21 protein-coding genes are annotated in these 19,546 nt (G+C 72.7%); 14 read left to right on the plus strand and 7 right to left on the minus strand.

Annotation, left to right across the window (positions count from 1 at the left end; all coding sequences use genetic code 11):
- Window positions 1–6: 6 nt before the first annotated feature.
- The 3 genes from hisF (at window position 7) to FB563_RS24405 (ending at window position 2,714) form a co-directional block, all read left to right on the plus strand.
- Window positions 7–762, plus strand: a complete 756-nt coding sequence (gene hisF, locus FB563_RS24395; protein WP_055708892.1) for an imidazole glycerol phosphate synthase subunit HisF — start codon at window positions 7–9, stop codon at window positions 760–762.
- Window positions 763–880: 118 nt separating this feature from the next.
- Window positions 881–1,468, plus strand: a complete 588-nt coding sequence (locus FB563_RS24400; RefSeq protein WP_055708893.1) for an ArsR/SmtB family transcription factor — start codon at window positions 881–883, stop codon at window positions 1,466–1,468.
- Window positions 1,469–1,481: 13 nt separating this feature from the next.
- Complete coding sequence (locus FB563_RS24405; RefSeq protein WP_055708894.1) at window positions 1,482–2,714, plus strand: MFS transporter; 1,233 nt, start codon at window positions 1,482–1,484, stop codon at window positions 2,712–2,714.
- A 142-nt stretch (window positions 2,715–2,856) separates the two neighbouring features.
- Here the strand turns inward: FB563_RS24405 and FB563_RS24410 are convergent, their stop codons facing one another.
- Window positions 2,857–3,492: a TIGR03085 family metal-binding protein gene (locus tag FB563_RS24410; RefSeq protein ID WP_055708895.1), complete on the minus strand. Its 636-nt coding sequence runs from the start codon at window positions 3,490–3,492 to the stop codon at window positions 2,857–2,859.
- 83 nt (window positions 3,493–3,575) lie between these two features.
- On the opposite strand from FB563_RS24410, the gene hisI reads away from it, so the two are divergent.
- Together hisI and FB563_RS24420 are read left to right on the plus strand one after the other, a co-directional pair.
- Complete coding sequence (hisI, locus tag FB563_RS24415) at window positions 3,576–3,989, plus strand: phosphoribosyl-AMP cyclohydrolase (RefSeq protein ID WP_055708909.1); 414 nt, start codon at window positions 3,576–3,578, stop codon at window positions 3,987–3,989.
- An 11-nt stretch (window positions 3,990–4,000) separates the two neighbouring features.
- Complete coding sequence (locus tag FB563_RS24420; RefSeq protein WP_055708896.1) at window positions 4,001–5,482, plus strand: anthranilate synthase component I; 1,482 nt, start codon at window positions 4,001–4,003, stop codon at window positions 5,480–5,482.
- A 6-nt stretch (window positions 5,483–5,488) separates the two neighbouring features.
- On the opposite strand, the gene FB563_RS24425 is transcribed toward FB563_RS24420, so the two are convergent.
- Window positions 5,489–6,700 carry a S53 family peptidase gene (locus FB563_RS24425; RefSeq protein WP_055708897.1) on the minus strand — a complete coding sequence of 404 codons (1,212 nt, stop codon included), beginning with the start codon at window positions 6,698–6,700 and terminating at the stop codon, window positions 5,489–5,491.
- Window positions 6,701–6,971: 271 nt separating this feature from the next.
- On the opposite strand from FB563_RS24425, the gene FB563_RS24430 reads away from it, so the two are divergent.
- The 9 genes from FB563_RS24430 (at window position 6,972) to lgt (ending at window position 13,955) form a co-directional block, all read left to right on the plus strand.
- Window positions 6,972–7,604 (plus strand): TIGR02234 family membrane protein, encoded by a 633-nt coding sequence (locus FB563_RS24430; RefSeq protein WP_234357924.1) that lies wholly within the window; start codon window positions 6,972–6,974, stop codon window positions 7,602–7,604.
- Window positions 7,605–7,774: 170 nt separating this feature from the next.
- Window positions 7,775–8,038, plus strand: coding sequence for an HGxxPAAW family protein (locus FB563_RS24435; RefSeq protein WP_055708899.1), 264 nt, complete (start codon window positions 7,775–7,777; stop codon window positions 8,036–8,038).
- 179 nt (window positions 8,039–8,217) lie between these two features.
- Window positions 8,218–8,649 (plus strand): DUF2752 domain-containing protein, encoded by a 432-nt coding sequence (locus tag FB563_RS24440; protein ID WP_055708910.1) that lies wholly within the window; start codon window positions 8,218–8,220, stop codon window positions 8,647–8,649.
- A gap of 149 nt (window positions 8,650–8,798) precedes the next feature.
- Window positions 8,799–9,608 carry an indole-3-glycerol phosphate synthase TrpC gene (trpC, locus tag FB563_RS24445; RefSeq protein WP_055708900.1) on the plus strand — a complete coding sequence of 270 codons (810 nt, stop codon included), beginning with the start codon at window positions 8,799–8,801 and terminating at the stop codon, window positions 9,606–9,608.
- Between the two features lie 20 nt (window positions 9,609–9,628).
- Window positions 9,629–9,796: a tryptophan biosynthesis modulator TrpM gene (gene trpM / locus FB563_RS45495; RefSeq protein WP_411573214.1), complete on the plus strand. Its 168-nt coding sequence runs from the start codon at window positions 9,629–9,631 to the stop codon at window positions 9,794–9,796.
- Window positions 9,797–9,907: 111 nt separating this feature from the next.
- Window positions 9,908–11,191 (plus strand): tryptophan synthase subunit beta, encoded by a 1,284-nt coding sequence (trpB, locus tag FB563_RS24450; RefSeq protein ID WP_055708901.1) that lies wholly within the window; start codon window positions 9,908–9,910, stop codon window positions 11,189–11,191.
- A complete protein-coding gene (gene trpA, locus FB563_RS24455) occupies window positions 11,188–12,006 on the plus strand; it encodes a tryptophan synthase subunit alpha (RefSeq protein WP_055708902.1) in 819 nt (272 codons plus the stop codon). Before trpB ends, trpA begins: the two co-directional genes overlap by 4 nt.
- Before the next feature lie 110 nt (window positions 12,007–12,116).
- Window positions 12,117–12,887, plus strand: a complete 771-nt coding sequence (locus tag FB563_RS24460; protein WP_055708903.1) for a DsbA family protein — start codon at window positions 12,117–12,119, stop codon at window positions 12,885–12,887.
- A gap of 102 nt (window positions 12,888–12,989) precedes the next feature.
- Window positions 12,990–13,955 (plus strand): prolipoprotein diacylglyceryl transferase, encoded by a 966-nt coding sequence (lgt, locus tag FB563_RS24465; RefSeq protein ID WP_055708904.1) that lies wholly within the window; start codon window positions 12,990–12,992, stop codon window positions 13,953–13,955.
- Between the two features lie 84 nt (window positions 13,956–14,039).
- Here lgt and FB563_RS24470 read toward each other — a convergent pair whose 3' ends face one another.
- Genes FB563_RS24470 through FB563_RS24490 form a run of 5 tightly spaced genes read right to left on the minus strand, consistent with a single transcriptional unit; the run spans window position 14,040 to window position 19,542 of the window.
- Entirely contained in the window at window positions 14,040–14,852 is an 813-nt protein-coding gene (locus tag FB563_RS24470) for an HpcH/HpaI aldolase/citrate lyase family protein (protein WP_055708905.1), read from the minus strand.
- On the minus strand, window positions 14,849–16,045 hold the full coding sequence (locus tag FB563_RS24475) for a CaiB/BaiF CoA transferase family protein (RefSeq protein WP_199832959.1): 1,197 nt from the start codon (window positions 16,043–16,045) through the stop codon (window positions 14,849–14,851). The genes FB563_RS24470 and FB563_RS24475 overlap by 4 nt, the downstream gene beginning before the upstream one ends.
- Before the next feature lie 34 nt (window positions 16,046–16,079).
- On the minus strand, window positions 16,080–16,973 hold the full coding sequence (gene rbsK, locus FB563_RS24480) for a ribokinase (protein WP_055708906.1): 894 nt from the start codon (window positions 16,971–16,973) through the stop codon (window positions 16,080–16,082).
- The gene (locus FB563_RS24485) at window positions 16,970–18,352 is read right to left on the minus strand and encodes an ADP-ribosylglycohydrolase family protein (protein WP_055708907.1); all 1,383 of its coding nucleotides are present in this window, start codon (window positions 18,350–18,352) and stop codon (window positions 16,970–16,972) included. The genes rbsK and FB563_RS24485 overlap by 4 nt, the downstream gene beginning before the upstream one ends.
- Window positions 18,340–19,542: an ADP-ribosylglycohydrolase family protein gene (locus tag FB563_RS24490; RefSeq protein WP_055708908.1), complete on the minus strand. Its 1,203-nt coding sequence runs from the start codon at window positions 19,540–19,542 to the stop codon at window positions 18,340–18,342. Before FB563_RS24490 ends, FB563_RS24485 begins: the two co-directional genes overlap by 13 nt.
- Between the last annotated feature and the right edge of the window lie 4 nt (window positions 19,543–19,546).

Here is a 19,546-nt window from a genome sequence, read left to right on the forward strand (position 1 = left end):
GCAGTCATGACCCTGGCGGTCCGAGTCATCCCCTGCCTGGACGTGGACAACGGCCGGGTCGTCAAGGGCGTCAACTTCCAGAACCTGCGCGACGCGGGCGACCCCGTCGAGATGGCCAAGGTGTACGACGCCGAGGGCGCCGACGAGCTGACGTTCCTGGACATCACCGCGTCCTCGGGCAACCGGGAGACGACGTACGACGTGGTGCGGCGCACCGCTGAGCAGGTGTTCATCCCGCTGACGGTCGGCGGCGGTGTCCGTACGGCCGAGGACGTGGACAGGCTGCTGCGGGCGGGCGCCGACAAGGTGGGCGTGAACACCGCCGCGATCGCCCGCCCCGACCTGATCCGCGAGATCGCCGAGCGCTTCGGCCGGCAGGTGCTGGTGCTGTCGGTGGACGCCCGCCGCACCGAGGCGGGCTCCTTCGAGGTGACGACGCACGGCGGCCGCAAGGGCACCGGCATCGACGCGGTGGAGTGGGCCCACCGGGCGGCGGAACTGGGCGCCGGCGAGATCCTGCTGAACTCCATGGACGCCGACGGCACCAAGGACGGCTACGACCTGGAGATGATCGCGGCGGTCCGCAAGCACGTGACCGTCCCGGTGATCGCCTCGGGCGGCGCCGGCAAGCTGGCCGACTTCCCGCCCGCCATTGAGGCGGGCGCCGACGCCGTGCTGGCCGCGTCGGTGTTCCACTTCGGGGATCTGCGGATCGGCGAGGTGAAGGAGACGCTGCGGGCGGCGGGGCATCCCGTGCGCTGACGCTGCGCTGAGCCCCGGTTGCCTCTTCGGGCGGCCGGGGCTTTCTCGTGCGCGGATACGAAAGAGAAGTTGCGCAAAATCTGTTGTGCAATTTTTCTTTCGTATCTACGGTGGGTGCATGGCGAGCAAGGAGAACCGCCGCATCACGGACGTGGGCACGCTCAAGGCCCTCGCGCATCCACTGCGGGCCAACCTGTACCGGCTGCTGTGCATGGAGCGGGTGGCCACCGCCTCCCAGCTGGCCGAACGCGTGGACGAGGCGGTGTCCCTGGTCAGCTATCACCTGCGCAAGCTCGCCGACCACGGGCTGATCGAGGAGGCCGAGCCGCAGACGACGGACGGGCGGGAGCGCTGGTGGCAGCCCGCGTCGGACGGGGTGAGCATCCGGGACGAGGACTTCCGGGGCGAGCCGGGAAAGGCGGCCGCACACCTCGCGGCCACGCGTCTCTTCCACGACCAGCGGGCCGACCAGTACCGCCGCTACCTGGACGAACGCCCCACCTGGGGGCCCGAGTGGAACACCGCGTCGCTGGACACCGAATCCTGGATGCGGCTGACCCCGGCGGAACTCACCGAGCTGAAGGACGAGTTGGACGCCCTTCTGCGCAGGTTCGACGCGCGGGGCCGGGCCGCCGAGGCCGCGGGCGAGACCGGGGGACGCGAGCATGTCGCGCTCTACCTGTACGGCTTCCCCTTCCGCGGCTGAGAGGACCACGTCCGTGACCGCCACGCTCATACCGCCGGCGACCGCGCCGCAGGCTCACCGCGACCCCAACGTCCGGCGCTGGCTCGCCGCCTACACCTCCTCGATGCTCGGCGACAGCGTCTACTACCTCGCCCTGTCCTGGGCCGCCGTCCGGGCCGGAACCCCGGCTCAGGCCGGTCTGGTGATGTCGGCCAGCGCGTTGCCCAGAGCGGTGCTGATGCTGGGCGGCGGAGTGATCGCCGACCGCCTCGGGCCGCGCCGGGTCGTCATCGGCAGCGACGCGGCGCGCTGTGCCGCCGTCCTCGCCGTGGCCGCCCTGCTGAGCCTCACCAGCCCGGGGCTGTGGCCGCTCGCCGCACTCGCTCTGGTCTTCGGCACGGTCGACGCCGTCTTCATGCCCGCCGTGGGGGCTCTTCCGGCCCGTCTCACCGAGAAGGACCAGCTCGCCCGGGTCCAGGGGATGCGCGGACTCGCCATCCGTTTCTCCAGCGTGGTCGGCGCCCCGCTGGGCGGGCTGGCCGTGGCCCTGGGCGGCGCGGCCGCGGCGTTCGCGCTCGCCGGGCTGCTCATCGCCGTCTCGGTGCCGCTGCTGCTCTCGGTGCGGGTACGGGAACTGCCCGGACCGGGGAACGGCACCACCGCCTGGAGCGACCTCGGCGCCGGTCTGCGCTACATCCGCCGCCACCGCGTCCTCGCCCCGCTGATGCTGGCCATCGCCCTCGGCGACCTCGGCTTCGTCGGCCCGCTGAACGTCGGACTGACCCTGCTGGCCGACCGGCGCGGCTGGGGCGCCTCCGGCATGGGCTGGGTGCTGGCCGGGTTCGGCGTCGGCGCGGGAGCCGCCTCGCTGTTGCTGACGGTCCGGGGGCGGTTGCCGCGTGCCGGGCTGGTCACCGGGTGGGCATGTGTGGTGGGGGCCGTGGCCGTCGGCGCTCTCGCGTTCGTCCCCGCACTGGTCGCCGCCGTCGGCGTGGCCCTGCTCGTCGGCCTGCTCGCCGGGCTGAGCGGCGCACTGTGCGGGGCCCTGCTGCAGACCCAGCCCGACCCGGCGTACCTGGGCCGCGTCACCGCCGTCTCCAGCCTGGTCAGCCTCGGTCTGACCCCGCTCAGCATGCCGCTCGCGGCGGCCGCGATCGGGGCCTTCGGGCTCGGGCCGGTCTACGCCGTCAGCGCCGCCGTCTGCGGCCTCGGCGGGGTCGTCGTCCTGGTCGTACCGGCCCTGCGGCGCGCGGAACTCCCGGGCTGAGCGCCGGTTCACCCCTTCAGGCGAACCGGCTGCGCCGTGTTGCCGCGGCTGCCGGTCGGACACCCCAGCCGGCACGGAACCGGCGGCTCGCGGGTGAACCGGACAGACCTGCACCGCCCCACTCGGCTGCCGGGTTCCCGGCTCAGATCCCCAGCTGCCTGGACTCGTGCAGCTTGGCGATCGCGTCCGCCTCGCCCTCGACCTCCACCTCGGCCGCGTTCTGCCGCCCGAACGCGAACATCAGCAGCTCCGAGGGCTCGCCGGTCACCGTCACCACCGGCGTGCCCCGGTGCGCCACCGCCGTCTGCCCGTCCGGGCGGCGCAGCACCAGCCCCGTCGGCACCCCCCGGGCCACCAGCCGCGCGGTGCGCTCCAGGCGGGACCACAGGGCGTCCTGGAAGACGGAGTCCAGCTCGCGCGGGCTCCAGTCCGGCTGGGCGCGGCGGACGTCCTCGGTGTGGACGTAGAACTCGACGATGTTGGCCGCCTCGTCGACCTGCTTGAGCTGGAACGGGGAGAAGCGCGGCGGGCCGGTACGGATCAGCTGGATGAGCTCCTCGTACGGCTTCGCGGTGTACTCGGCCATCACCTTCTCCAGGCGCGGCACGAGCTGCTTGATCAGCGTGCCCCCGGCCGCGTCCGGGCGGCGTTCGCGCACGATCACGTGCGCGGCCAGGTCCCGGGCCCGCCAGCCCTCGCAGAGGGTGTCGGCGTCCGGACCGACGGTTTCCAAGAGGTCGGCGAGCAGCAGCCGTTCACGCTTGGCGAAGGTCGACATGGGGCCAGCCTACGACCCCGCGCCGAGTCCGCGCAGTGGACACGGCACCGGCGTTGTCGTACCCGCGCGGCACAATGGCACCCATGACCAGTACGACCGGGAGTCCCCGGCCCAGCAGCCTCGACCCGGAGATCGCCGCCCGCCTCAAGCGCAGCGCGGACGGCCTCCTGCCCGCCATCGCCCAGCAGTACGACACCGGTGAGGTGCTCATGCTCGGCTGGATGGACGACGAGGCCCTGCACCGCACGCTGACCACCGGCCGCTGCACCTACTGGTCGCGCAGCCGCCGGGAGTACTGGGTCAAGGGCGACACCTCGGGCCACGTCCAGTGGGTGAAGTCGGTCGCGCTGGACTGCGACGCCGACACCGTGCTGGTCAAGGTCGACCAGGTGGGCGCGGCCTGCCACACCGGCGCGCGCACCTGCTTCGACGAGGACGTGCTCCTCGGGGACGCCGACAAGCACGCCGATTCCGCCGCTCCGGCATCTGATCAGTAAGGTCGGCCGCCATGGACCTCGAGACCTTCCGCAAGCTCGCCACCGACCGGCGCGTCATCCCGGTGACCCGCAAGCTGCTCGCCGACGGCGACACCCCGGTCGCGCTGTACCGCAAACTGGCCGCCGAGCGCCCCGGCACCTTCCTGCTGGAGTCCGCGGAGAACGGCCGCTCCTGGTCCCGGTACTCCTTCGTCGGCGTCCGGTCCGCCGGGACGCTGACGGAACGCGACGGACAGGCCCACTGGCTCGGCACCCCGCCGGTGGGCGTCCCCGTGGACGGCGACCCCCTGGCGGCCCTGCGCGCCACCATCCAGGCCCTGCACACCCCGCACCACCAGAACGGCCTGCCGCCCTTCACCGGCGGCATGGTCGGCTACCTGGGCTACGACATCGTCCGCCGCCTGGAGAAGATCGGCCCCGGCGAGCGCGACGACCTGAGGCTTCCCGAGCTGACCATGCTCCTGACCAGCGACCTCGCAGTGATGGACCACTGGGAGGGCTCGGTCCTGCTGATCGCCAACGCGATCAACCACAACGACCTCGACACCGGTGTGGACGAGGCCTATGCCGACGCCGTGGCCCGGCTCGACGCCATGGAGGCCGACCTCACGCGCGCGGTGGCCCAGCCCCCGGCCGTGCTGCCGCCCTCCGAGCTGCCCGAGTACACCGCGCTGTGGGGCGGCCCCGACTTCCAGGTGGCCGTCGAGGACATCAAGGAGCGCATCCGTGCGGGCGAGGCCTTCCAGGTCGTGCCCTCCCAGCGCTTCGAGACCCCGTGCAGCGCCAGTGCCCTGGACGTCTACCGGGTCCTGCGGGCCACGAACCCGTCCCCGTACATGTACCTCTTCCGCTTCGACGGCTTCGACGTCGTCGGCTCGTCCCCCGAGGCCCTGGTGAAGGTCGAGGACGGCCGGGCGATGGTGCACCCCATCGCCGGCACCCGGCCCCGCGGGTCCACCCCGCAGGAGGACCAGGCCCTCGCCGAGGAACTGATGGCCGACCCCAAGGAGCGCGCCGAGCACCTGATGCTGGTGGACCTCGGGCGCAACGACCTGGGGCGGGTCTGCGAGCCCGGCTCGGTCGAGGTGGTCGACTTCATGTCCATCGAGCGCTACTCGCACGTGATGCACATCGTCTCGACCGTCACCGGCCGGGTCGCCGAGGGCCGCACCGCCTTCGACGTGCTCACCGCCTGCTTCCCGGCGGGCACCCTCTCCGGCGCCCCCAAGCCCCGCGCGATGCAGATCATCGACGAGCTGGAGCCGTCCCGGCGCGGCCTGTACGGCGGCTGTGTCGGCTACCTGGACTTCGCGGGCGACTCCGACACCGCGATCGCCATCCGTACGGCGCTGCTCCGGGACGGCACGGCATACGTGCAGGCCGGAGCCGGCATCGTCGCCGACTCCGACCCGGTCGCGGAGGACCAGGAGTGCCGCAACAAGGCGGCGGCGGTCCTCCGCGCGGTGCACACGGCCAACAGGCTCAGCTCATAGGGGAGTTCAGCCGGTGAACGCGGCGGTGCCGTTCGGGGTGCCGAGCCCGGTCGGCCCGTCGTACCCGGTGGTGCCGGTGCACAGGTACGAACCGGAGCAGCTGCCGTTGGAGCCGCTCGTCACGTCGTTCAGCGACGAGGTGTGCGCGTAGGGGAAGGACGCCGGGTAGGAGCCGGCGGACGGGGCGCCGGCCAGCGCGTAGGTCGCCGCGATCAGCGGGGAGGAGGCGCTGGTGCCGCCGAAGACCATCCAGCCGCTGCCCTGGCCGTAGGTGTCGTACACCGCGACACCGGTGTTCGGGTCGGCCACCGCCGAGACGTCCGCGACCGTGCGCTTCGCACAGCCGGAGTCCTTCTGCCAGCTGGGCTTGGCGTCGTAGGCGGAGCAGCCGGAGCCGGCCCCGCTCCACACCGTGTCGGTCCAGCCGCGCGTGTTGGACGCGGTCTTCAGGGAGGTGCCGCCCACCGCGGTCACGTACTTGGAGGCCGCCGGGTACTCGACGCCGTAGCCGTTGTCACCGGAGGAGACGGTGATGGCGACGCCCGGGTGGTTGAAGTAGGCGGAGTCGTACGTCGCGTCGCTGGAGGACTCGGAGCCGCCGTAGCTGTTGGAGACGAACTTGGCGCCCAGGTTCACGGCGGTGTTCACGCCCGTGCCCAGGTTGGTCATGCTGGACGAACTGGCCTCCACCAGCAGGATCTTGCAGTTGGGGCAGGCCGCGCTGACCATGTCGAGGTCGAGGGAGATCTCCTCGGCCCAGCCGGAGTTGCCCCGCGGGTACTTGGTGCCCCCGTTCTGGTCCACCTTCTTGAAGCAGCCGTTGGCCGTGGTGCAGGCCGACAGGCCGTACTGGGAGCGGTAGACGGCGAGGTCGGACTCGGCGTTGGGGTCGTCGTAGGCGTCGACGATCGCCACCGTCTGGCCCGAACCGCCGCTCGCGGAGGGCAGGTTGTACGCCGCCTGCAGCGAGGCGGGGCCGTAGCCGGAGGGAGCGGCGGCGGCCGTCAGGGCGCTCTCGGCGTGCGCCGAGGCCGGGGTGCCGGAGGTGACCTGCAGGGCGTTGCAGGCCATCTGGTCCTTCTTCGCAGGGGCGGCGCAGGCGTGGGCGACGCTGACGCCGTGGGACGAGGAGGCGGCGGCCTGGCCGACCGGGGCGGCCAGGGCGAGGGCGGCCGTGGCGAGCGTGGCCACGGCGGTGAGGGAAACGGTTCTGCGCAACGTACGTCCTCCACGAGGTGGGTGAACCGGGAAGGGCTGTGGGGGGTGCGCGGTGCCACCACGGCGCGGGGTGGCGCGCCGGGGTCGCGCAGAACGTACGGATGGCGGGACCACGTCAACAAGATGGATGTTGAAGGCGGAACGTTGCTTTGCCTTTCCTGGGGGATTCATGTGCCGTTCCTGAGCGCGGCATGGCGGAAATCTGAGATCCCCATGGGTTGACGGGCACCCGGGTGTCGGTTCGCCCGGGGTTCAGGCGATAGTGGGGTGCATGACTGCTGCTGTACCTCACCCCCGCCCGGAGGCGACCGGATCCGCCCGCTCCGGCCGGCGGAGCCTCGCCGTGGCTCTCCTGTGCGGTGCGCTCGGCGCGGCCGTGGCGCTGCTCGCGACCCGGCAGCGCTGGGCGGAGGGCACCGCGACGGTGGCCGGCGGCGCGTTCCCGCTCACCGCCAAGGGCAGCGACGTCACGGGCGTCCCCGCGGCCCTCGCCATAGTGGGCCTCGCCGCGCTCGTCGCCGTCTTCGCCGTCCGCAGGGCCGGCCGGCTCGTCGTCGCCGGGCTGCTCGCGCTCTCCGGCGCCGGCATCATGGCTGCCGCGCTCGTGGCCGCCTCCGACAGCTCCGCGCTGGACGAGAAGGCCGCCCAGGCGAGCGGCGACACCTCCGCCACCGTCGCCGCGCTCAGCCACACCGGCTGGCCGTACGTCGCGGCCGCCGGCGGCCTGCTGATCCTGCTGGCCGGCCTGCTCGCGCTGCGCTACGGCAGCCGGTGGCCCGCCATGTCCGGCCGTTACGAACGCGGCACCGAGCGGCCGCGCCGCACGGCCCGGCCGGTCGACCCGGAGCGGCCCGAGGAGATCTGGAAGGCCCTGGACCGGGGCGAGGACCCGACGGGAGCCTGACGCTCACCGCGGGTGTGGCGAAACAGACGCCACCCCCGCGTCCGGCAGGTGCGCCCGTACGGGACAATGGACGACGAGCGTCCGGCTCGGACAGTGACGGGCGGGCTCGGAGCCGTACGACACGTACGCCGCTCTCCTGGGACACGTACACAGCAACGAGGAGCACAGACATGGCGGGCAGCAGCCACGGCCACGGTCACACCCCGGCCGCCTGGACCGGTGTCATCATTTCCTTCATCGGTTTCTGCGTCGCGGGCGCCTTCATGGTGATGGCCCAGCCGGTCGGCTTCTGGGCCGGCATGGTGCTGATTCTCGGCGGCGCGGTGGTCGGCGGCATCATGCGCGCCATGGGCCTCGGCCAGGACCCCAAGCCGCTCAAGGTGGCCGGCGCGCCCGCCGCCGCGACCCGCGAGCCGGCCGGCGTCGAGAGCTGAGCGCACACACCGCTTCCCCGAGGGGCGGCCCGGCACCCGCACAGGGTGCGGGCCGCCCCTCGGCGTTTCCGGGGGAGGATTCCGGCGGCCCTGGGCGCGCGGGGTGCCGATGCGCCGGGGACAATGGTCGGGTGAACGCCGACAGCCGCACGGTCGCGCCGACCGTCCCGTACCCGGCCGTGCCGACCGTCCCGTACCCGGCCGTGCCGTCCGGCCCGGCCTGGCGGCGGCTCGCCGTCCCCGCCGGGCTGTTCGCGGCCGTCGCCGGGGCCTTCGCATACGTGGGCGCCGTCGACCCGAACGAACCCGGCCACTACCCCGTCTGCCCGCTGTACCGGCTCACCGGCCTGTACTGTCCCGGCTGCGGCGGACTGCGCAGCGCGCACGCCTTCGTCCACGGCGACCTGCTCACCGCGCTGCGGGACAACGCGCTGGGCGTGGCCCTCTACCTGGGCTTCGCGGTGCTGTGGACCGCATGGGTGGTCCACGCCGTACGCGGCCGGCCGATGCGGCTGGAGCCGCGGCCGGCGCACCTGTGGGGGATCGGCGCGTTGCTGCTGGTGTTCACCGTTGTCCGCAACCTTCCGTCAGGAGGCTGGCTGCACCCGTGATCACCTCGTGAACGTCCAGCTGATGGGACCGGCGTCCACCGGATGCGAGGGGTCCGCGCTCCTGCGGATACCATCGCAGTGACCACGGGTTTTCAAAACCTGGGTTTTCAGAACCTTAAGGAACCACCGTCTGAAAGGGGGCCGCTCGCGTGAGTGTGCTCGACGAGATCATCGACGGAGTCCGTGCCGACCTCGCGGAGCGGCAGGCACGCGTCAGCCTCGACGAGCTCAAGGAGCGCGCGGCCAAGGCTCCCGCCGCCAAGGACGGGGTGGCCGCGCTCAAGGGCGACGGCGTGAAGGTGATCTGCGAGGTCAAGCGCTCCAGCCCCTCCAAGGGCGCGCTGGCGGCGATCGCCGACCCGGCCGGACTCGCCGCGGACTACGAGGCGGGCGGCGCGGCCGTCATCTCCGTCCTCACCGAACAGCGCCGCTTCGGCGGCTCGCTGGCCGACCTGGAGGCCGTCCGCGCGCGCGTGGACATCCCGGTGCTCCGCAAGGACTTCATCGTCACGTCGTACCAGCTGTGGGAGGCCCGGGCGTACGGCGCCGACCTCGCGCTGCTGATCGTGGCCGCCCTGGACCAGCCGGCCCTGGAGTCGCTGATCGAGCGCGCGGTGTCGATCGGGCTCACCCCGCTCGTCGAGGTGCACGACGAGGACGAGGTCGAGCGGGCCGTGGACGCGGGTGCCAAGGTCATCGGTGTCAACGCGCGCAACCTGAAGACGCTGGAGGTCGACCGCGGCACGTTCGAGCGGGTCGCGCCGGAGATCCCCGACCACATCGTCAAGGTCGCCGAGTCCGGTGTCCGCGGCCCGCACGACCTGATCGCCTACGCCAACGCCGGCGCCGACGCGGTCCTGGTCGGCGAGTCCCTGGTCACCGGGCGCGACCCCAAGACCGCCGTCGCCGACCTGGTCGCCGCGGGTGAACACCCCGCTTTGCGGCACGGCCGGAGCTGATCACCGCTAAGCTGACCTTGATGACTCTCACCATGACGACCGTGGACCGGTACGCCCGCCTCGCGCGCGGCTGCCGCCCGAGGGGCTGCCGCGCCCCGGCGAGGCGTGTCCACGGTCGCAGAGTGCGTTATGTCATCGGTGATGAGCCCGGGCAAGTCAACGGCATGCGATGGCAGCAGCCAACCTAAGGGGCGCGGGGAACTGCGCGAGAAACCACTGACGGCTCGCAGCCAACAGACAAATCCCCGCCCCCACGGCGAATAGTGTCTTTTCACACGCACTCACCGTGAGGTTTCGGCATGCCCAGCACCTTCTTCCACCCCGACCCGGAGGGTCAAGTCCCCAGCCCCGAAGGCTACTTCGGGGTATTCGGCGGCAAGTTCATCCCGGAGGCCCTCGTCGCCGCCGTGGACGAGGTCGCCGTCGAGTACGACAAGGCCAAGCAGGACCCCGAGTTCGCCCGAGAGCTCGACGACCTGATGGTCAACTACACCGGCCGCCCCTCGGCGCTCACCGAGGTACCCCGCTTCGCCGAACACGCCGGAGGCGCCCGTGTGTTCCTGAAGCGCGAAGACCTCAACCACACCGGCTCCCACAAGATCAACAACGTCCTCGGCCAGGCGCTGCTCACCAAGCGGATGGGCAAGACGCGCGTGATCGCGGAGACCGGCGCCGGTCAGCATGGCGTCGCGACCGCCACCGCCTGTGCCCTGTTCGGCCTCGACTGCACCATCTACATGGGCGAGGTCGACACCAGGCGCCAGGCCCTGAACGTGGCCCGCATGCGCATGCTCGGCGCCGAGGTCGTCTCCGTGAAGTCCGGCAGCCGCACCCTGAAGGACGCCATCAACGAGGCGTTCCGCGACTGGGTCGCGAACGTCGACCACACCCACTACCTGTTCGGTACGGTCGCCGGCCCGCACCCCTTCCCGGCCATGGTCCGCGACTTCCACCGGGTCATCGGCGTCGAGGCCCGCCGCCAGCTGCTGGAACGCGCCGGACGCCTCCCCGACGCCGCGATCGCCTGCGTCGGCGGCGGCTCCAACGCCATCGGCCTCTTCCACGCCTTCATCCCCGACGAGGGCGTCCGCCTCATCGGCTGCGAGCCCGCCGGGCACGGCATCGAGACCGGCGAGCACGCGGCCACGCTGACCGCGGGCGAGCCGGGCATCCTGCACGGCTCCCGCTCCTACGTCCTGCAGGACGACGAGGGCCAGATCACCGAGCCCTACTCCATCTCGGCCGGTCTGGACTACCCGGGCATCGGCCCCGAGCACTCCTACCTGAAGGACTCCGGCCGCGGTGAGTACCGCGCGGTCACCGACGACGCGGCCATGCAGGCGCTGCGTCTGCTCTCCCGCACCGAGGGCATCATCCCGGCCATCGAGAGCGCCCACGCCCTCGCCGGCGCCCTGGAGGTCGGCAAGGAGCTGGGCAGGGACGGGCTGATCGTCGTCAACCTGTCCGGCCGCGGCGACAAGGACATGGACACCGCCGCCCGCTACTTCGGCCTGTACGACACCGACGCCGAGGTGGCCGCCGACGAAGCCGACACCGCCGAGATCGAGGGGGACGCCAAGTGAGCGGGAAGAGCCAACTGCTGTCGGACACCCTGGCCGCCGCCAAGGCCGAGGGCCGGTCCGCGCTCATCGCCTACCTCCCGGCCGGGTTCCCGACCGTGGACGGCGGCATCGAGGCGATCAAGGCCGTCTTCGACGGCGGGGCGGACGTCGTCGAGGTCGGCCTGCCGCACAGCGACCCCGTCCTCGACGGCCCGGTCATCCAGACCGCCGACGACATCGCCCTGCGCGGCGGGGTCAGGATCGCCGATGTCATGCGCACGGTTCGCGAGGCCTACGCGGCGACCGGCAAGCCCGTACTCGTCATGACGTACTGGAACCCCATCGACCGCTACGGCGTCGAGCGGTTCACCGCCGAGCTGGCCGAGGCGGGCGGCGCGGGCTGCATCCTGCCCGACCTGCCCGTCCAGGAGTCGGCGCTGTGGCGGGAGCACGCCGAGAAGCACGGCCTCGCCACCGTGTTCGTGGTGGCGCCGAGCAGCAAGGACGAGCGGCTGGCGAAGATCACCGCGGCGGGCAGCGGCTTCGTCTACGCGGCCTCCCTGATGGGCGTCACCGGCACCCGCGAATCCGTCGGCGCGCAGGCCCAGGACCTGGTCGAGCGCACCCGCGCCACCGGCACCGAGCTGCCCGTCTGCGTCGGTCTCGGGGTCTCGAACGGCGCTCAGGCCGCCGAGGTCGCCGGCTTCGCCGACGGAGTCATCGTCGGCTCGGCCTTCGTGAAGCGGATGCTGGACGCCCCGGACCACACAGCCGGCGTGGCGGCGGTCCGCGAGCTCGCCCAGGAGCTGGCGAAGGGCGTGCGCGGGCAGGCGTAACCGCAGGTCACAATCCCAGTCAGACAATTCGCTCAGAACATTCGGTCACTCGAACGAGTGGACCTCCGGCCGGGGAGGCGCGCTGCGCCTCCCCGGTTCGTTCTGGGGGTGTGAGCGAGAAGAACCATGACGGAAAGCGCACCGCACGGGAGCGGCTGGCGGTCGAGCGCGAGAAGCAGAAGGCCGCTGACAGGCGACGGCGCACGCTGATCGTGAGTGCGAGCGTCGTCTGTGTCCTGGGCCTGGCGGCGGTGATCGGCGTGCTCGCCGCGAACTCGGGCAAGAAGGCAAGCAGCTCGGGCCCGGTCGTGGCGCCCTCCGGCGCGCAGGGCAAGGACAGTCTGGCGGTCCCGGTCGGCAAGGACGGCGCCAAGTCGACGCTCACCATCTGGGAGGACTTCCGCTGCCCGGCCTGCCAGATGTTCGAGACGGCGTACCGGCCCACGCTGCATCAGCTGACCGACGCCGGCAAGCTCAGAATCGAGTACCACCTGGTCCGGCTGATCGACGGCAACCTCGGCGGCACCGGCTCCCTGCGCGCGGGCAACGCAGGCGCCTGCGCCCAGGACACCGGAAGGTTCCGCGACTACCACGACGTGCTGTACGCGAACCAGCCCAAGGAGACCGACGACGCCTTCGCGAACAACGACAAGCTGATCCAGCTGGCAGGCAAGGTGAAGGGCCTCGACACCCCCGCCTTCCAGAAGTGCGTCAAGGGCGGCACCCACGACAGCTGGGTGAACAAGTCCAACAAGGCCTTCCAGACCGGCGGCTTCAGCTCCACGCCCACGGTCCTGCTCGGCGGGAAGAACATCTACCAGGACCAGACCCTGACCCCGGCCAAGCTCAAGCAGATGGTGGAGGCGGCCGACCGCGGGTAAGGGATCTTCCCCCGCCGTCCGTTTTTCTCACGCCCCCGTTATGGACCCGTAGCCGGGCTGCTTGCCGTCACCACGGCCCGGCAGGGTAGCGTCGGACTTGCCATGGAACTTGCCTACATTCCCAGCCCGTCGCGCGGGGTGCTGTATCTCGGCCCGATCCCGCTGCGCGGCTACGCCTTCTGCATCATCATCGGCGTCTTCGTCGCCGTCTGGCTCGGCAACAAGCGCTGGATCGCCCGTGGCGGGCGGGCCGGCACGGTCGCCGACATCGCGGTCTGGGCGGTGCCGTTCGGTCTGGTCGGCGGTCGGCTGTACCACGTGATCACGGACTACGAGCTGTACTTCAGCCCGGGCCGTGACTGGGTGGACGCCTTCAAGGTGTGGCAGGGCGGCCTGGGCATCTGGGGCGCGATCGCGCTCGGCGCGCTCGGCGCGTGGATCGGCGCGCGGCGCCGGGGCGTCCCGATGCCGGCGTACGCCGACGCCGTCGCGCCCGGCATCGCGTTCGCGCAGGCCATCGGCCGCTGGGGCAACTGGTTCAACCAGGAGCTGTACGGCCGTGAGACGCATGTTCCCTGGGCGCTGCACATCACCTCCTCCGAGGGCGGCCGGGTGCCGGGCTACTACCACCCGACCTTCCTGTACGAGTCGCTGTGGTGCATAGGCGTGGCCCTCCTGGTCATCTGGGCCGACCGCCGCTTCACGCTGGGCCATGGCCGGGCGTTCGCCCTGTACGTCGCCGCGTACTGCGTGGGCCGAGGGTGGATCGAGTACATGCGCGTGGACGACGCCCACCACATCCTGGGCCTCCGCCTGAACGACTGGACCGCGCTGATCGTCTTCCTGCTGGCGGTGACGTACATCGTGGTGTCGGCCAGGAAGCGGCCCGGCAGGGAAGCCGTGGTTGAGCCCGCGGCCGTTTCCGAGGTGGCCGGTGACGAGCCGGAAGCCGCCGCCGAGGTGCAGGACAAGGCCGAGCCTTCCGATGTGCCCGGGCCTTCCGATGTGCCAGAGCCTTCTGACGCGGAGGCCGAGGACGAGGCCGAGTCGGCGACCAAGAAGAGCTGACGGCAGGTTGTACGGCCTGAGGGCGCCCGGAATTCGGATCCGGGCGCCCTCGGCGTATGCGGGCGACTGGTCGCGGCGGCACAACTAGTTCCTGCGCGCCAGCGACATGGTGCGCCGGGCCAGCGTCACCGCCGCCGCGTCGATGAAGCGGCCGTCGGGGAGGGCCTGGGCGCCCTCTTGCGCGGTTGCCGCCTTCAGCACCGTTTCGGCGTGTTCGAGCTCCGCCGGGGTGGGCAGGTAGGCGCGTTCGATCACCGGCAGCTGCCGGGGGTGGATGGCGGCGCGGCCGAAGAAGCCCAGGGAGCGGCCGTGGGCACAGGAGGCGGCGAGGCCGTCCAGGTCGCGGATGTCGGGATGGACCGACTGGGGCGGTGGCGCGAGGCCGGCCGCGCGGGCGGCGACGATCACCCGGGAGCGCGGCCAGTCCAGGCCCGCGTCGGCCCGCACCCCCAGGTCCGCCCGCAGGTCCGCCTCGCCGAGGGCGATGCCCCGCAGGGCCGGGTGTGCGGTGGCGACGGCGTAGGCCTGCTCGATGCCGAGGGCCGTCTCCAGCAGGGCGTACAGCGGCACGGGGGTGGCCGCGGCGACCTGCCTGATCTCGGCCGGCGCGGTCACCTTGGGCAGCCGCAGGCCCGCCAGGCCGGGAAGTGCCGCCAGGGCGGCCAGGTCCCCGGCGGACCAGGGGCTGTCCAGCGCGTTGACGCGGACGTGGACCGGGACCGGCGGAGGGTCGGTGAGGAGCTCGGCCGTGGCCGCGCGGGCGTACTGCTTGCGGTCCGGGGCGACGGCGTCCTCCAGGTCGATCACCACCACGTCGGCGCCCGCGGCGAGCGCCTTGGCCACCACGGGCGGCCGGTCGCCGGGGACGTAGAGCCAGGTCAGCGGGTGCGGGGTCACAGGGCGCCCTCCTCGCGCAGGGCGCGCAGTTCGGCGGGGGTGAGGCCCAGCTCGGTGAGCACGGCCTCGGTGTCGGCGCCGTGCGGGCGCCCGGCCCAGCGGATCGCGCCGGGCGTCGCGGAGAGCCGGAAGAGGACGTTCTGCATCCGCAGCGGGCCCAGCTCGGGGTCGTCGACCGTGGTGACCGTGCCCAGCGCCTGGTACTGCGGGTCGGCCAGCACGTCCCGCACGTCCTGCACCGGGGCCACCGCCGCCTCCGCCTTCTCGAAGGCCGCGAGGACCTCGGCACGGGTGCGGGCGGCGATCCAGGAGCCGACCGCCCGGTCCAGGACGTCGGCGTGGGCGGCGCGGTCGGCGCCGGTGGCGAACCACGGTTCCTCGATCAGCTCCGGGCGGCCCACCAGGCGCATCACCCGCTCCGCGACCGACTGCGCGGAGGTGGAGACGGCGACCCAGTGGCCGTCGGCGGTGCGGTAGGTGTTGCGCGGGGCGTTGTTCGAGGAGCGGTTGCCGGTGCGTTCCTGCACGTGACCGAGCTGGTCGTACCAGGTGGGATGCGGGCCGAGGACCGCCAGGATCGGCTCGATGATCGCCATGTCGACGACCTGCCCGGCACCGGTGCGCTCCCGCGCGGCCAGCGCGGTGAGCATGGCGTAGGCGGTCGCCAGGCCCGCGACCGAGTCGGCGAGCCCGAAGGGCGGCAGCGTGGGCGGCGCGTCCGGTTCGCCGGTGATCGCGGCGAAGCCGCTCATCGCCTCGGCGAGGGTGCCGAAGCCGGGGCGGTGTGCGTACGGCCCGAACTGCCCGAAGGCCGTCACCCGGGCGAGGACCAGCCGGGGGTTGGCGGCCGCCAGCTCCGCCCAGCCCAGCTCCCACCGCTCCAGGGTGCCCGGGCGGAAGTTCTCGATCACGACGTCGGCGGTGGCGGCGAGCCGGAGCAGGACGGCACGGCCGCCGGGCCTGGACAGGTCCAGGGTGACGGTCCGCTTGTTGCGGCCGAGCACCTTCCACCACAGGCCGACACCGTGCTTGGCCGGGCCGTGCCCACGACAGGGGTCGGGCCGCTCCGGATGCTCGATCTTGATCACCTCGGCGCCGAAGTCGCCGAGCAGGGTGGCGGCCAGCGGACCGGCGAAGAGGGTCGCGAGGTCCAGCACCCGCAGACCGGTCAGGGGCGCAGTCGTCGTACTCATGCGGAGTACCTCATGGAATACGTCATGGGGTACCTCATGCGGTGAACTGCGCGTCGATCTCCGGGCGGTACGGCATCGATGCCGACGCCCCCGCCCGCTGGACGGAGATCGCCGCGGCGGCCGCCGCCCAGGACAGGGCCTCCCGCACCGGTTTCTCCTCGGCGAGGGCCACCGCGAGCGTGCCCACGAAGGTGTCACCGGCGCCCGTGGAGTCGACGGCGGTCACCTTCGGTGCCGGGATCACCAGCGGCTCGGTGCCGCGGGTCAGACAGAGGCTGCCCGTGGCGCCCAGGGTGACGACGACCTCCGGCACCACCTCCAGCAGGGCGGCGGCGGCCTCGCGCGGGTCGGTGCGGCCGGTGAGGGTGACGGCCTCGTACTCGTTGGCCACCAACAGGTCGGTGGCGTCGAGGAGTTCGGGCGGCAGCGGCTGGGCGGGCGACGGGGTGAGCACCGTACGGACCCCGTGCCGGCGCGCCGCCTGAGCGCCCAGGACGACCGCGCGCAGCGGGATCTCCAGCTGTAGCAGCAGGGCGTCGGCGGAGGCGATCACACCCTCGTCGCCGGGGGAGAGGTGGTCGACGGTGCCGTTCGCGCCGGGGATGACGACGATGGAGTTGGCGCCCTCGTCGTCCACCACGATGTGCGCGGTGCCGGACGGGCCCTCGACCGTCCGCAGGAAGTCGGTGTCGACACCGGAGTGTTCGAGGGTGTCGCGCAGCCGCAGGCCGAAGGCGTCGTTGCCGACCGCGCCGATCATCGAGACCGTGGCGCCCGCGCGGGCCGCGGCGATCGCCTGGTTGGCCCCCTTGCCGCCGGGGATCGTGTGGAACTCCCGACCCGTCACCGTCTCGCCGCGCTGCGGGGCCTTGGCGACATAGGTGACGAGGTCCATGTTGATGCTGCCGAGGACGACGATGTGGGTCATGGGCGGGTCGCCTCCAGGTGGGTGAGATGGGCGAGGGTGTCGAAGCCGGTGCCGTCGAAGTCGGCGACGGTGGTGGCGAGCCGGTTCTTCAGCGGGGCACGCCAGCGGTCGGGCAGGGCCGCGGGGCCGCCGGCGAGCAGTCCGGCGATGCTGCCGGCCGTGGCGCCGTTGGAGTCGGTGTCCAGGCCGCCCGACACCGCACGGCAGATGGAGCCGGTGAAGTCGCCGTCCGCGTGCGTGAGGGCGGCGGTGAGCAGGGCGGTGTTGGGGACGGCGTGCACCCAGTGGTGGGCGGGGGAGTAGCGGGCGTGGAGCGCGTCCACGACGTCGTCGAAGTCCTCGTGGGACTCGGCCAGCCGGACGGCGTGGTCGATCGCCCGCGCGAGCCGGGAGCGGGGCGGGATCACCCTCCGGCCGGTGCGCAGACAGGCGTGCACGTCGTCGGTGCCGGTGGCGGCGGTGGCGATGACGGCGGCCGTGAACATCGCCGCGTAGACGCCGTTGGCGGTGTGGGTGAGGACCGCGTCGCGGTGCGCCTGCTCGGCGGCGGCGGCCGGGTCGCCGGAATTGGTCCAGCCGTGCACGTCGGCGCGGATCCGGGCGCCGATCCACTCGCGGAAGGGGTTGCGGTGACGGGCCGTGTACGGGGGTTCGATGCCGGAGAGGAGGTTGCGGTAGGCGACGCGTTCGGCGGTGAAGGTACGGCCGGGCGGGAGCTCGTCCAGCCAGAGCCGGGCCACGTCCGCGGTGCTGAAGGTCCTTCCGTGACGGCGCAGGAGAACCAGGTTGAGGATGGGGTAGTCGAGGTCGTCGTCCTCCGGCATGCCGTCGATGTTCTCGGCGAGGGAGGTGGGCCCGGAGCGGCGGTTCCAGGGATGCGCGGCAAGAAGCTCCCCCGGGACCCCACGCGCCGTGAAGTACGAGGTCAGGGGCCAGTTGCCGGTTGCCCGGGCGAGGGCGCGAATCCCGTCGAGGGGCAGCTTCTCGACCGGCTTGCCGAGCAGGCAGCCGATGGCCCGGCCGAGCCAGGCGGCTTCGAGGGCCTCCTGAGTCGGCACCGACGTGGTGGGGTCGTCGCCTGCCCGGGCCGGCGGGTCCGGCCAGTCCGGGCACAGGGACTTGATACGGGCCAGCTCCGTCGGCTCGTCGTGGGACAAGCCGCTGGGGAGGTCGGCCAGTTCGTCCAGGAGGTCTTCCGCCAGCAGGCGCAGATACCGCGAGACGCCGTGAGCGGACGCGCCCGCGCGGGTCGGGGCGTCCGGGCCGCCCGCCGCTCGCCATCTCGCCTCGATCCGCGACGGCTCCCGGCCGTCCAGGCGGGCCTGGCGGAGTTCGTGGCCGAGCAGGTCCTCCGGCTGGACCCAGGTCAGTCGGAGCATGCGGTGCCTCCGAGGGCCGTGAACGCCCGCTCGTGGGCGCGCCGCCGGCGCACGTCCCGCTGGAAGACCTCCCGCGCCACCTCGGTGAGGGTGCGGGCCGGCCCCCACAGGTCCAGGCGGCTGGCCTCCGCCACCGTCTTCGCCCAGTCCTCCGGGACGGGCGAGCCGAGCGCGCCCGCGACCGCGCCGGCCATCGTCGCGATCGAGTCGCAGTCGCGGCCGTAGTTGACCGCGCCCAGCACGGCGTGCCGGTAGTCACCGCCCGACACCAGCACCATGCCGAGGGCGATGGGCAGTTCCTCGATCGCGTGCAGCCGGGACGGGCGGCGGGCGCCGAGAGAGGGCGCGCGGTAGTCCGGGCCGACCGTGTCGTACGGGGCCACCGCCGCGCGCAGGGGCCGTAGCGCCGACTCGAAGTCCCGATGCCGTACGGCCACTTCGCAGACCTTCTCGACCGCCTCGCGCGTGCCGTCCTTCGCCAGGGACAGGCACGCGGTGACGACCGAGTCCGGGCTCGCGCCCGGGGTCGCGGCGGCGGCGACGGCCGCGGCGAGGACACCGGCCGCCTCCCGGCCGTACGACGACTGGTGTGCGCCGGCGATGTCCAGCGCCTCGGCGTAGGCGGCGGCCGGGTCGGCCGCGTTGACCAGGCCGACGGGGGCCATGTACATGGCCGCGCCGCAGTTGACGATGTTGCCGACGCCCGCCTCCCGGGGGTCGGCGTGGCCGTGGGCCAGCCGGGCCACGAGCCACTTCTCGGCGAGGAACAGGCGGTGCAGCGGCAGCGCCTCGGCCTCCAGTTCCGGGATCCAGCGCGGGTTCGTCATCAGGTCCGGGACCAGGTGGTCGGCGATCGCATAGGCGTCGAGGTGGTCGCGGACGCGGTCGTACACCCGGATCAGCGCGTGGGTCATCAGGGTGTCGTCGGTGACGTGGCCGTCGCCCTTGTGGTACGGGGCGAGGGGGCGGGCGGTGCGCCAGGCGTCGCCGTGCCAGGGGCCGACGACGCCGTGGACCCGGCCGCCGTGGCGCTCGGCGATCTGGTCGGGGGAGTACCCCTCGACCGCACCGCCGAGGGCGTCGCCGACGGCGGCTCCGACCACGGCACCGGTGATCCTCTCCTCGAGGCCGAGCAGGGATGGTCGGCCGCTTTCTTCTTCTTTGAGTCCTTTGGACTCCTTGGGCGTCATGCCC

The sequence above is a fragment of the Streptomyces puniciscabiei genome (assembly GCF_006715785.1).
Taxonomy (GTDB): Bacteria; Actinomycetota; Actinomycetes; order Streptomycetales; family Streptomycetaceae; genus Streptomyces; species Streptomyces puniciscabiei.